The following is a 13,511-nucleotide window of genomic DNA, read 5'->3' on the forward strand; positions in this document are numbered from 1 at the left end:
CTCATTATTGTTGTTATTTAACCGATAGGACGTTTGCCAGCTTCAATGGTTTTTTGCCGCGCGCGTTTTCCTTGACCAAAGGCTTGGCTGATACGGTCAATGATAATCGCGACAATGACAATGGCCGTACCTGCTTGTAGTCCTTGACCAATATTGAGCGTCTGAATAGATTGTAAGACATCTTCTCCCAGACCCGGCGCACCAATCATAGACGCCAGTACGACCATGGCAAGCGACATCATTACTGCCTGATTGATGCCCGCCATAATACTGGGCAATGCTTGTGGTAACTTGATCCAAATGAGTAGCTGAAAATGGGTGCTACCGAACGAGCGCCCCGCTTCGATCATTTCATGATTGACTTGCGTTATACCCAATGTCGTCAAACGAATAAGCGGTGGCAAGGCATAGATAATCGTGGCAAATAATGCTGGTACTTTACCAATACCGAATAGCATGAGCACGGGAATCAAATAGACGAAACTTGGCATGGTTTGCATCACATCTAATATCGGCGTAATAATTTTACGGAGCAGACTGCTGCCCGACATAGCAATACCAATGGGAATACCGACAACCACTGTCACCAAAACAGAGACGATCAATAACGCTAACGTATCGATCAAAGCGCCCCACAATCCAAACGCACCGATTAAGAACAGCCCTGCCCCGCAGGCAATAGCAAACAATACTTTGCGCACCCCAAACCACGCTAATACAGTCACCAGACCAATAATTAACCATGCGGGGATCACCGTCAATAGACGTTCAATAGGTAATAATAAATAGGTCAAAGTGACGCTACTGATACTCCGAAACACATCGCCATAGTCTCTGACTACAGTCGCTAAGGCTTTATTAAGCGGTGACTCAAGGGACCATGACGGAAAGCTGGACGTTAATGCTAGGAAGGCATTACTTGAGGTGGCGTCATTCAGTGATGGATTGACACCGCTATTGCCTGTGCCATCGTCCGTTAGACTGATGCCTAAATTGGCAGCAAGATTTTCAGCGACTTCTTTGGGTAGCCACGCTTGCCAGACGTTTGGGTTGGCACGTAAAAACTCAAGCGCCTGTTCATCACCACTGCGCTTGCTTTCACTCATCTCTAAAATCGCACTGTTTAGCTGATCTGGCGTGAACTGTACTTTTTCAAAAGCGCTTGCCAATTCGGGATTATTATCAATAAAAGGCGTCGATGCAGCAATTTTAAGAGGGGACACAGGAAAGCCAGACACACAATCCGAGGTGCCGTCGGCCAACAACAAGTCTTGCCAGCACGCATCCTCATGGGCAGGGAACGCTAGCGGCGCAAAGTCGTATTTGGCGATGAGCCCTGTTGGCTGCCAATAATAAAATAGTAACGGTTTTTTCTGTTCAAAGGCGGAGGCAATCTCAGCATCGAGTGCTGCACCCGTACCTGGATGGGCATTATTAAAAACCGCGTCCAAGCCAGTATTTTTGAGCAGTCGGGTGTTAAAAATCTCACACGCCCAGCCTGACGGACAGTTCATAAACCGTGATTTACTAGGATCTTCTGGGTCTTTAAACAACGCTGCATACTTAGGCAAATCCTGATAACGACGCAGTCCCGGATTGTCATCCATGACATATTGAGGGACGTACCAACCTTGAGTAGCACCGCCTTGCAGCGTATCGCCAATGACCGCAACTTTATCGTCATTGATGGCCTGCTCCATAATCGGCGAGCGCCCAACCCATTGTTCGCCGATGATTTGGATATCGTTTTGCGACAATGCAGTCTCGAGTGCGGGTCCTGCCCCAGGTACTTCCTCGATCGTGCAGTCGTAACCGCTCTCGGCAATATATTTGAGTATACCAGTCGTAAACTGACCACTCTCCCAAGTCAACGCGCCAAACTTGATCGGTGATGCGCAAGCTGCTGATGCTGACACTGGCAGCAACAACACACTTATACACAGTAAACTTAACGCAATCCATTGGCGCATGGGATGTCCTATATTTCGTTATTGGCATCAATTATTTCGATATTGAAGTCAGCTTTTGAATGCGGTTATCGATATCGAATAATGCTGCATTGGGTTGATAATTCACGCAAAATCAATCTTTATGTCTCATCAGCAATATAAATTTACCATAACTACCGTCCGGTAATATTAAGAAATGTAGCAACAAATGAGAATAATTATAAATAACTATTGGCTGGGTTCAGCTTTTCCTTTATGTATAAAAAATATTATAAAGCCATCAAAAATAAATACTATAATCATCAAAATTTTGTTTTTTGGACAAAAAATAGCACCTACTTACGTAGATGCTATCATTATTAAACAGCCAATCTCATCACACTTATTTCATCATGAACGCCATGGCTTTGTTAAATAAGCCGCCATAAGGTGGTAATAGGAAATTCATACCATTGAGCTTATTTTGTACAAACACAGGCTTCATATGACTTAAACGCTCAAAGCCCGCTTTACCATGATAGGCGCCAGTGCCTGAGTGCCCAACCCCGCCGAACGGTAAGTCGTGCTGCACCACATGCAAGATAACTTCATTAATAGCCAAGCCACCTGATACCGTGTTGTCACGCACTTTTTCTATGTCGCTATTACGCTCACCAAACACATAGAGGGCCAATGGACGCGGACGCGCATTGACGAAGTCTATCGCATCATCGAGCGTATCATAGTGCATCAACGGCAAAATCGGTGCAAACAGCTCGTTTTGCATCACATCACTATCGGCTGCCGGCTCACTGATAATCAGCGGCGGCATCAACCGCGTTTCAATATCATAGTCTGCATCAGTTATCTTATGAATGTTTTCACCAGATAAGGCATCTAAGTAACCTTTGATACGTTTGAATTGCTGACCATTGATAATACGCGAGTAATCTGGGTTTTCGCTGATATTCGGATAATGCTTCTGCATCCACTCTTTTGCTAGGTTAATAAACACTTCATGATCTTTGCGCTGAATAAGTACGTAATCAGGAGCAATACAAGTTTGCCCAGCATTGAGCGTTTTGCCCATCATGACTCGATTGACCGCTGACTCTAAATTGGCACCATCCAACACGATGACGGGTGATTTGCCACCAAGCTCTAGCGTAACTGGGGTCAAGTTGGGCGCTGCCGCCGCCATGATTTTTTTGCCCACCGCAGTAGAGCCAGTATACAATAGATGATCGAATGGCATCTTACTGAAAGCTTCAGCGATATCTACTTCGCCCAGCACGACACAAACCATATCCGATGAAAAATAATGAGCGATAAGATCGGCAAACACTTGCGCGAACTGCGGTGCGGCCTCACTCATCTTAATCATGATTCGATTGCCTGCCGTGAGTGCATCAATGATTGGCCCTACCGCTAAGAATAATGGATAGTTCCATGGCACCATGATACCAACCACGCCTAATGGCTGTGGCTGAATCTCATTATGAGCTGGCATATACAATGCTGAAATAGAGGCGTGGCGAGTTTTCATCCATTTTTTACCATGCTTTTTGGCATGGCTAATGCCCGTAAAACTCGGAACAAGCTCTGCAAACTGAGTCTCTGATTCACTACGATAACCAAAATCAGCGCTGATCGCTTGAGCGATGCTTTGTTGATTGTCGCTGAGCATCATCTCTAAATTGTCTAATTGAGTCTCGCGCGTCGCCCAATCATTTATTGGTTGAGCACGGCTCAATGCTTGTAATCTTGAGAACTGCGCTTGCATATCTTCAACAGTGGTCACAATACTAAGTGACTTATTACTACCAAGTGACTTATCATTGTTTTTATACGCTTGATCATTAGTGTTTTGATTGTTGTCTGTCATATATCTTCCTTGTCATAGGCGTTAGAGTCAGCACGCTATATTTGGTTTAAAACTCTGTATCTTTATTTAGGCGCTGGCGGAAATCTCCGCATACGCGCACATCATTATGAGAACTAACAAGATTCCATTCATTACTCTTTAATGTAGCGCATTGATTGAGCAATGAACAGTCTCTTTGATTGACTGCTGGGTTTGTATAAGATACGTGTCAGCCATCATCAATACCCACGATATAGATTCTTCTGTTAAGTAATACTTTATAAGTAACATGCTTCAATACTTTGTTCTGTCCTCAATATTCTGCTTTATATATGCATGGATTTAAATTTGAGCAGCAATCCTAAAAACTGCTACACTCAATATTGGGGCGCGTTGAACAGTCGCTACCAGTCAGTATTTGCCAATACTCTATACCAGACCACAACAAGACAGTCACGCTTATGCAAAACCTAACGCAACAGATTCACGATAGCCTTCTTGACGATACCTTGCTTAATGACACCCTTCTGACAAAATCGCTGTCGGCAGCCGATTATGTCTCTACCCATGATGCGATGCTAGCACGCACGTTAGCGCGTATTGCGCTTAAAAAAGAGCAAGGTTTGCGCACGCCTGATGAGTTATGGATTGTCGATCACAATGACGTCTACACGCTTGGGCAAGCAGGCAAAGAAGAACATATCCTGCAACGGACTGACACCCCTATTATCAAAACAGATCGCGGCGGACAAGTGACGTGGCACGGTCATGGCCAGCTGGTTATTTACTGGTTGTTTGATTTGGACAGTATAGGCTGGAGTGTGCGCAATCTGGTATCGCATGCCGAGCAAGCGATTGAGGACGTGACCAATGCCTGTTTGCAAGGTTTAGCCTCATTTGACAGTATCCATGTCCGTGCGCATTCACGTCGTGACGCACCCGGCGTTTATTTATACAATAATTCATACGTGTGTGCTGCAGACAATAGCGAGGATTCTGACACTAGCAATGAAACTACTACCCTGCCAGTAACGGATGCCATTATGCTAGGAAAAATAGCCTCGCTAGGGTTTAAAATTAAACATGGTTTTAGCTATCACGGCATTGCGCTCAATATCAATTGTGACTTATCGGCTTTTAACGCCATCAATCCGTGTGGCTACGCTGGCATGCAAATGCTACGTTTGGCGGATTTTGTGGCAATTAATAAGTTAGCCAATCTTGATAAAACAGCTCTGGATGAGACAGCCAACAAAAAGACGACTGAGCAGCTAAGCTATAAACAAGTTACTCAAATGCTGATTGATAATATTGCACAGCGTCACGCAGGAAAAATCCCATTGCGACCGGTAGCGCCTAAGTCTTAGCTTATTTTGCATAACCTTGTGCCTGCTTAGACTTAAGCATAACGAGCAACTGATATGGAAATTTGCTATACTCGCAGCCGACTTTCATGAGGTGCCGCTAGCATTTGTGGCCTCTACTTAGATAACTTTACCCCTCAAACTTTAATATAAAAGCAACAGGAGCATTTTATGGCAGACTTTAATAAAATCTTGGACGCAGGTGACGTCGACGGTGGCATCATCAACGTTGTGGTAGAAATCCCAACAGGCAGCAGCCATAAAATCGAATGGAACCGCGAATTAGCCGTTTTTGAGCTTGACCGTGTTGATCCACAAATCTTTGCCAAACCTTGCAACTATGGCTTTATCCCGCAAACGCTTGATGAAGATGGCGATGAGCTTGATGCATTAATCATTACTGAGCAGCCTTTACCTACTGGCATTTTCTTAAAAGCCAAAGTAATCGGCGTTATGAAATTCGTTGATGATGGCGAAGTTGATGACAAAATCGTCGTCGTCCCTGCTGACGACCGTGATACAGGCAATTCTTACAACAGCCTAGAAGATTTACCAAAGCAGCTGATCAACCAGTTACAGTTCCATTTTAGCCACTATAAAGATCTTAAAAAAGCTGGTACAACAGTGGTTGAATCTTGGGGTGACGTCGCAGAAGCCAAAGAAGTGATCAAAGAATCTATCCAACGTTGGAAAGACCTATAGAGTACAATAATAATCTAATGAGCTGATGTTTATGCTCACAAATATAAGCACTCTTAAAGATACCGCAGACACGATATGACTGCGGTATTTTTTTGCTTGAATCTCACGCTTATAAAATGGTTATAATAAACGACAGTAGCTATAAAGTTATCTGCAACTATTTTCATTTCTAATAAAGCAAGCCTCAATAAGGAAAGTCATGTTTAACCCCAATCCCAGCTCAAAATCTGTCAGTGCCAAGCTGCCAAAAGCGGTCATCATGATGATTGAGAAAAACAATCTGGTGATGGCTATCAAAACCTTGGCCGCTGAAGAAAATATCAGTATGGACGACGCCAAGGTTCGAATTGATGCTTACGAGACAGCATTGAAGGTAAAGCAACAGCAGAAGTTGAATACCATCGCTAACAAGCAAGGTATCTCCAACCACGCCATTAGTTTTGATAGAGAGCAGGAAACTGAAGACGGACATGAGGCTGGGAAACTGATAAAAAACCGTGTGAAAACCACTCAAGCAGATCAAGGTTTCAAAAGTCTACAAAGGGGTGTAGAGAGCCAACTTAATGATTTGGGATATAAAAAGCCTCTTTTACCACATTGGGCAAAGCGGCTATTGATTATTGCTGCGGTGATGGCAGGATTGTTTTGGCTGTTATGGCGGGCGTTTGGTTAGTCTGTTTTAAATGGTTCCATTATAGAGGTCTATTTTAAGTGGTCTGTTAATACGTTTGAGGGGTGAATTATCTGGTTCCCTTGGGGTATACCTTAATAAAAACGAACAGTACATTAGACTTTTTTAGAATGATAATCTTCCAAGTTAATATTTACAGATTCGACAGTAGGGGTCATGGCGAATTCTACTGTGTTTCATAGAAAGTAACGATAGGTTCGAAAGAATCTCCTATAATTTCAACTATAAATCGTCTATCAGGATATTTCTTTATTAAGTAATACTCCCAATTATGTTTTATTAGCATAGAAATGTTCATTAATGTCTCATCAGTGGAGTTATCTAGATTATTAAAAAAAATATTTCCAACATTAATACAGTTCCAATCTTTTTGTCTTTCACATTCCGATCGCTTTATAGGATCCTTTTTTTGATAAGCCTCTCTGACGAAAGGCTCCCCATCACCGTCAATATCAAAAAATACTTTACCATCAATTTCAAATATCTTTGGCATTAATACTGTCATGAATATTTCTATGTCTTCTGGATATATTTCCAAACTTCGGTAAATTCTCAAATTATATTCTGTGTCGTAAGGCGATTTTTTCATTTCGCCTTCCCATTTTATGTACTTCCAATTATCAGCATACTGCATCTTTTGATCCTTTTTAACATATTGAAGTTCATCAGGGCGTGCTGGACGAGGTTTTATCTTTCCACTAGGTTATTTATTCTAATAGTGACCCCTGTTATCAAATATATATAACTAAACTTGCGAGATTTTACATAAGATAGCTTAATGACTCATACTCTTAATTTCATGGTACCTAAATTTATATCTAACACTAGCAGTTCGATGCCTGTATAGCGCATCGATCATGAGTTAATACATATTGTTAGAAATTTAGCACTCACAAAGCTTAACGGTTACTTTCACTCGGGCATAACTTTACCTGTATGGGTATATTCTCTGCCTAAAACATGAAATTTTCTCTGTAATTCTTCGAAATCTTGCATTCGATTAAGCTCAAAGCACTCTATTGCTATAGGTGAACGGCTTAGAGGATTATTCAAAGTGTTTAGAAAGTCATTCATTCGATAATCACTTTTAGGGTTGATCATCTTTCGACCTGTCTCTTTGTCAATTATTAAGTAATTTTCTATATCGACATCTTTATTATCCAGCACAGATACCATTTGGTTAACTGGAATATCTGGGTTTTGCGCTGCCATGTTATCGTTTAAGTAGTTAACGCACTTATTTAGCAATTGAGGTAAATTTTTATCCGAAAGGAACGCTTTAAGCAGATATTCAGTTTTAGCGGTTACATAAAGCATCCCCTCACTTCCCTTTCTTGGTAAATAGTGTTCAGGAAGTAGCGCTACCTCAGATGGGTTGCCCTCACCAAATTTGTAAGATAATTGAGTACCATTAAAATCCATAGTCTTATCAGACCAATCAGTCTTTGGCTGAAATTGCTTGCGAGGGAAAGTTCTGTCTATTATCTGACTGTTAGCGCCTTCAATATTTGTGCTAGTAGCTTCTGCTACATTTTCTGATAGCTGTTGATCAATATTTAAACTATGAGTTGATAGATTGCCTGTACGCTTCAACCAAAGAAGCGAGGCTAGTAGTAGCAGACCAATAAAAAAACATACGATAACGATGAATCTATTCATAGATTTCCAACTTAAAAACAAACAACATCATAAACACTAATTAAATTAACTAGTCGTAACAATTATAGGAATAGCCATTATTGTAGAACCCTCGTAGATTATTTTTACTTGATAACCCAGCTAAAAACTATTAAGCCAAGTTCATCTAGTACACTACGATGTACACTGACATCATCCACAGACCTGCATACGTTGAAAAATGAGAGTAATAGGTTATCTTTCAAGTCCTCACTAGGGAACCATGATTACTACCATAATTAACGTTGTGGTAAATAAAAATCCGCTACCTTATCTGTATATATAAACTATATATACCTTTTAAGGCAATAAAAAAGAGATACCGTAGCATCTCTTTTCCTAAATTCATCAGACGTACTATCTTAGTGATGCTCACCCGGTAAAATTCTGGCAAAGGCACGCTGAGCAAGGTTTGGTTTTTTATCGGTGGTCAATCCAGCGCGGGTGCTTGGGAAAATACGATAACCCATCGATTGGATACCCACGTTGATCGCTGGTGCTAATGAATAAGTAGCCGACGCAAACTTGCCCATATTACTGGCAATACTGTTAGGTTTATAAACAATCGCTTTAGCGACCATCATTGCCGCTTCATCAGGCATCAGCGCAGGCATGTAACGATATAACTTAGTCGGCTCAATCATCGGCGTGCGTACCAATGGCATAAAGATATTGGTAATCGTGACATTATCGCCTTTCACTTCAGCAGCCAAGCATCGGCTAAAGGCATCTAATGCCGATTTTGAGGCGACATAAGCGGCAAAGCGCGGACTATTTGCCAGTACACCAATGGATGAGATGTTAACAATTTGACCGGCTTGGCGTTCAATCATCGTCGGCAAAAATCCAAGAACTATTTTGACAGCGCCAAAGTAATTGATGTCCATGGTACGCTCAAAATCATGGAAACGATCAATAGATTCGTGCACCGAACGGCGAATTGAGCGACCAGCATTATTAACCAATACATCTACATGTTCAAAATCTGCCAAAATTTGCGCGCTAATTTTTTCAATATCATCCATATTGGTCAAATCACAAGGATAATAACTGGCCTTGCCGCCAAGCTCCTCGATACTTTCCTTGACCGCTTTTAATTTGTCTTCGGTACGTGCCAATAAGATGACATGCGCACCGCATTCACTAAGTAGATAGGCCGTACGCTCACCAATACCGCTTGATGCCCCTGTAATAATAATATGCTTATCTTTTACTGCTTTAGTTATTGCTTTCTTTGAGGGATTGGCCATAAAAAAATCCTTTTTGTTTGTTATATTCCCAATAGTGTGCAGCTCTAGAGTAGCAAAATTACATTGTAATTACTCGAAAAAATACCAGTAAAATTTTATAAAAATAATATTGCGAACTGCTAACAAAGGGCAGCAAATTTTCTATCCTACTATGCGCAGTTTTTTAGCTATAATTGTCTTTATATGTTGCGCATCTTAAAGGAGAATATTTTTTGATAGAAACGCTGGCTCATTATATTGATCTGATTGCCAAATTCGTTGAAGTCGTTGGTGTCCTTATTATGTTTTTTGGACTATTTTATGCTTTTTATAGAGCCATTCGTTTAACAGGTCGCTTTACCCATGACTCCTATGTCGAAATCCGACAGACGGTTGGTAAGTCTATTTTATTAGGGCTAGAAGTGCTCATCGCTGCTGATATTATGGCTACCGTAGTCACAGAGCCTACATTGCGTAGCGTTTTGGTATTGGGATTTATTGTACTCATTCGAACTTTTTTAAGCTTATCTTTACAAGTCGAACTAGAAGGCCGCTTTCCTTGGCAACACCCCAGATCTACGCCTGAAAAAAAATCAAAAACCGAGCATGCTGATGAGTTGTAATATGCGTTTCATTGTGAATAGCTATTTATGCCCTACTCATGAGCCTGTAAAAAATCCTCGACCACACGAAACTGTCCAGCGGTACTCTCTTCACTATACATCGCTTGCCGAAAAGCATTGGAATTAGGAATACCGGTGGTATACCAGGCAATGTGCTTACGAGCAATTCGGCAACCTGAGTATTCACCATAAAAACCATACAGCTCCTGCAAGTGCACCAAGACAATCTCTTTAATCTCACTAACCGTTGGCGCAGCAAGCGTTTCACCTGACCGTAAAAAATGCTCAATATCACGAAATATCCACGGTTGTCCTTGGGCCGCACGACCTATCATCACCGCGTCACAGCCAGTCAGCTCATAAACACGCTGGGCTTTTTGTGGACTGTCGATATCACCGTTGGCAATGACTGGAATGCTGATGCTTTCCTTAACCTCACGTATCAGCTCATAACGCGCCTCGCCAGTATACATATCCTCACGCGTACGCCCATGAATGGCAATAGCGGCAATGCCTGCCTGCTCTGCTCGCTTCGCCACACGCAAGATATTCTCGCGACCATTTTCAAAACCCAAGCGCGTTTTTAGTGTCACGGGTGCATTGACGCTATTTACCGCAGCATCTAACAAGCGCGCAACCAAATCTTCGTCTTGTAGCAGCGCCGACCCTGCCAGCTTACGACAGACTTTTTTGGCTGGACAGCCCATATTGATATCGATAATCTGCGCGCCATTGTCAATCTGATAACGTGCCGCTTCTGCCAATTTATCAGGTTCTGCGCCTGCTATCTGCGCAGAAATAGGCGCGATTTCGTTATCAAAATTGGCACGATATAAGGATTTTTTGCGGGCATAAAGCGCCGTATCAGCGATAATCATCTCGCTAACTGCGTGCCCTGCACCAAAGGATTTGCATAACCTTCGAAAGGGATTGTCCGTCACGCCTGCCATCGGAGCTACCATGAGACGGTTTTCAACCGTCAAGCCGCCAATCATCAATGGCTGCAATAGAGGATGATCATTGGCGATTTGTGCTGACGACTCAGAAGAAACTGGAGAATCAATAGACATAAAAAACGGCTTGCTCTTGATTGAGATAAGTTAATGAAAACAAGCCGTTATTCTAAGGGTTCTTGACTTTATTGCAAGCTATTCATATGGGAAACCTGCAACAATTAATGCTCAGTTTTGATAGCTAAACCAATTATTTATCAAACACACTGCCTTGCTCTAGCGTGATGTCTTCATCATGCTCTTGCATCCGCCACGGTAAGCTATCAGGCGATTCATGTAAAAACTTTAAGTACTTTTCGAACTGGTCAATAATATCATTGATTACAGATTCTGATTGATAGCCATATAAATCATAAGTTTGTGCACCGCGACGTAGATAAACTTGCGCCCGGTAATGATGTGCTTGCTCTAAACCACTTGTCACATCTTGCGTGTAATAGTCAGGCATATCATGGTTTGATAAACGGACTTCATACCAGAACTCCACATCATCGCCACGTTGCAGCTCCAATACCGCTCGATTATTGGTGTCATCATAGTTTACTTCAGGGTGCCAGCCAGTTTCTTTAAACTTTTCAGCTACCTCAGTCATCGATGACATGACCGTACCTTTAATATAGTCTAAAACAGCCTCGCGGCTTGGTTGTTCAGTGATGTAATCAATACGGGCACGCCACGCTTCAAGCTTGAGCAGATGGGGCGGTAGATGGTTCTCATTCGCCAGACTCTCATTACGATGCCCCTCGATACGTAACGCTTTCCACATACCGTACATAGCGATCAAAATAATAATAGTAAACGGTAAGGCGCTGACGATAGCGGCTGTTTGCAGCGCCTGTAGACCCCCTGCTAGCAAAAGCACAGAAGCGACGACGCCTAGTATCACCACCCAAAACGTTCGCTGCCATGCTGGCGTATCACTACGACCTCCTGCGGCGAGCGAGTCAATGACTAAAGACCCTGAATCAGACGAGGTGATAAAAAATGTAATAATAAGCACAACAGCCAGAGCTGATACTACTTGCGTAAACGGCAGATTTTCAAGTAGCTTAAACAAAGCAATCGCTTGATTGTTCTGTACTTCAGTAATTAATGACTCATAGCCTTGTACCATAATCATATTTAGCGCTGTATCACCAAACACGGCAAACCAAAAGAAAGTAAAGATGGTTGGCACTAGCATCACACCTGCGATGAACTCACGAATGGTACGACCACGGCTGATTTTAGCAATAAATATGCCGACAAACGGTGACCACGAAATTGTCCATGCAAAGATAAACAGCGTCCAACTGGTAATCCAGTCCCCTTGCTGATAGGCCTGTAAGCTAAAAGTACGCTCAACGATATTGCCCAAATAGCTGCCCGTATTTTCCATAAAGGCATTTAAAATAAATACGGAAGGGCCAACGATAAACACAAACAACATCAGCGTGGTTGCCAGTATCATATTCAAAATTGAGAGTCTTTTTACCCCTTTATCCATACCAGCCAATACTGATATCAGAGCCAAACCCGTAATGAGAGTAATGGCAATGACCTGAACCGTGGTATTAACAGGGATACTAGGAACCAAATAGTTCAAACCGGTATTAATCTGCGAGACTGAGATACCCAAGCTGGTAGCCAACCCAAACAAAGTGCCTAAGATGGCGAATACATCTACTGCATGGCCGATAGGGCCATATATTTTTTCACCGATAATAGGGTAAAGCGTTGAGCGCATCGATAAAGGCAAACCCTGACGATAAGCAAAATAGGCCAAGGTCAACGCCACTACGCCATTGATCGCCCAAATATGAAAACCCCAATGAAAATAAGCAATTTGCATTGCCTCTTTAGCAGCAGCAATAGTTTGCGGCTCTGACAGCGGCGGCGTGGCAAAATGTAGCACCGGTTCGGCGACACCATAAAATAGCAACGCAATACCATAGCCTGCTGAAAACAGCATAGCAAACCATTCAATGAATTTGTATTGTGCCTCGCCATGATCAGGGCCAAGCTTAATACTGCCATAAGGAGAAAACGCCAGCACCACGATAAATATCAAAAACAGCGCGGTTGCCAGCATATAAAACCAACCGAACGTCTCAGTGGTAAAATTCAGTACTTGCTCAAATAGCCCACTAGCCAGCTGCGGATTGACCGAAGTGCCTATCACCAGCAATATCATGACAATCGCTGTCGGTATAAATACGGGCATCGAAATAGTAGAGCCAGATAACTTACTCATAAAATGTTCTCTAAAAAATTATGAAATTGGATATGCGTGTCATACGGTTATATAGCATTCATTTATTTAAATAGCCTGTCTAAGTGTTTTTTAAATAAGGCAGACAAACATTGACCTTAACTATGCGTATCAGCCAATAAATTGTAATAAACAACATAAATATCTCCAAAAAAAGGCAACTTTTCAG

11 protein-coding genes are annotated in these 13,511 nt (G+C 42.2%); 4 read left to right on the forward strand and 7 right to left on the reverse strand.

All coding sequences use genetic code 11. The features are described 5' to 3' along the window. Nucleotides 1–17: 17 nt before the first annotated feature. Nucleotides 18–1,970, reverse strand: a complete 1,953-nt coding sequence (locus tag CXF65_RS03305) for a glycine betaine ABC transporter substrate-binding protein (RefSeq protein WP_025651823.1) — start codon at nucleotides 1,968–1,970, stop codon at nucleotides 18–20. 361 nt (nucleotides 1,971–2,331) lie between these two features. Then, nucleotides 2,332–3,813 (reverse strand): coniferyl aldehyde dehydrogenase, encoded by a 1,482-nt coding sequence (locus CXF65_RS03310; protein WP_025651822.1) that lies wholly within the window; start codon nucleotides 3,811–3,813, stop codon nucleotides 2,332–2,334. A 440-nt stretch (nucleotides 3,814–4,253) separates the two neighbouring features. Here CXF65_RS03310 and lipB point away from each other — a divergent pair, with 440 nt between their 5' ends. The 3 genes from lipB (at nucleotide 4,254) to CXF65_RS03325 (ending at nucleotide 6,531) form a co-directional block, all read left to right on the forward strand. Then, complete coding sequence (gene lipB / locus CXF65_RS03315; protein ID WP_025651821.1) at nucleotides 4,254–5,159, forward strand: lipoyl(octanoyl) transferase LipB; 906 nt, start codon at nucleotides 4,254–4,256, stop codon at nucleotides 5,157–5,159. 168 nt (nucleotides 5,160–5,327) lie between these two features. Next, nucleotides 5,328–5,858 (forward strand): inorganic diphosphatase, encoded by a 531-nt coding sequence (locus tag CXF65_RS03320; RefSeq protein WP_101211017.1) that lies wholly within the window; start codon nucleotides 5,328–5,330, stop codon nucleotides 5,856–5,858. Between the two features lie 199 nt (nucleotides 5,859–6,057). After that, a complete protein-coding gene (locus tag CXF65_RS03325) occupies nucleotides 6,058–6,531 on the forward strand; it encodes a hypothetical protein (RefSeq protein ID WP_025651819.1) in 474 nt (157 codons plus the stop codon). Between the two features lie 184 nt (nucleotides 6,532–6,715). Here the strand turns inward: CXF65_RS03325 and CXF65_RS03330 are convergent, their stop codons facing one another. The 3 genes from CXF65_RS03330 to CXF65_RS03340 form a co-directional block, all read right to left on the reverse strand. Then, nucleotides 6,716–7,183, reverse strand: coding sequence for a hypothetical protein (locus CXF65_RS03330; protein WP_101211018.1), 468 nt, complete (start codon nucleotides 7,181–7,183; stop codon nucleotides 6,716–6,718). A gap of 278 nt (nucleotides 7,184–7,461) precedes the next feature. After that, entirely contained in the window at nucleotides 7,462–8,208 is a 747-nt protein-coding gene (locus CXF65_RS03335; protein ID WP_101211019.1) for a hypothetical protein, read from the reverse strand. 380 nt (nucleotides 8,209–8,588) lie between these two features. Continuing rightward, the gene (locus tag CXF65_RS03340; RefSeq protein WP_101211020.1) at nucleotides 8,589–9,476 is read right to left on the reverse strand and encodes an SDR family NAD(P)-dependent oxidoreductase; all 888 of its coding nucleotides are present in this window, start codon (nucleotides 9,474–9,476) and stop codon (nucleotides 8,589–8,591) included. Between the two features lie 212 nt (nucleotides 9,477–9,688). On the opposite strand from CXF65_RS03340, the gene CXF65_RS03345 reads away from it, so the two are divergent. Continuing rightward, complete coding sequence (locus CXF65_RS03345; RefSeq protein ID WP_101211021.1) at nucleotides 9,689–10,078, forward strand: DUF1622 domain-containing protein; 390 nt, start codon at nucleotides 9,689–9,691, stop codon at nucleotides 10,076–10,078. 32 nt (nucleotides 10,079–10,110) lie between these two features. Here the strand turns inward: CXF65_RS03345 and dusB are convergent, their stop codons facing one another. Together dusB and CXF65_RS03355 are read right to left on the reverse strand one after the other, a co-directional pair. Next, nucleotides 10,111–11,148, reverse strand: coding sequence for a tRNA dihydrouridine synthase DusB (gene dusB / locus CXF65_RS03350; protein ID WP_101211022.1), 1,038 nt, complete (start codon nucleotides 11,146–11,148; stop codon nucleotides 10,111–10,113). Between the two features lie 133 nt (nucleotides 11,149–11,281). Then, nucleotides 11,282–13,324, reverse strand: a complete 2,043-nt coding sequence (locus CXF65_RS03355; RefSeq protein WP_101211023.1) for a BCCT family transporter — start codon at nucleotides 13,322–13,324, stop codon at nucleotides 11,282–11,284. Nucleotides 13,325–13,511 lie beyond the last annotated feature (187 nt).

It is taken from the genome of Psychrobacter sp. Sarcosine-3u-12 (assembly GCF_002836005.1).
GTDB classification, from domain to species: domain Bacteria; phylum Pseudomonadota; class Gammaproteobacteria; order Pseudomonadales; family Moraxellaceae; genus Psychrobacter; species Psychrobacter okhotskensis.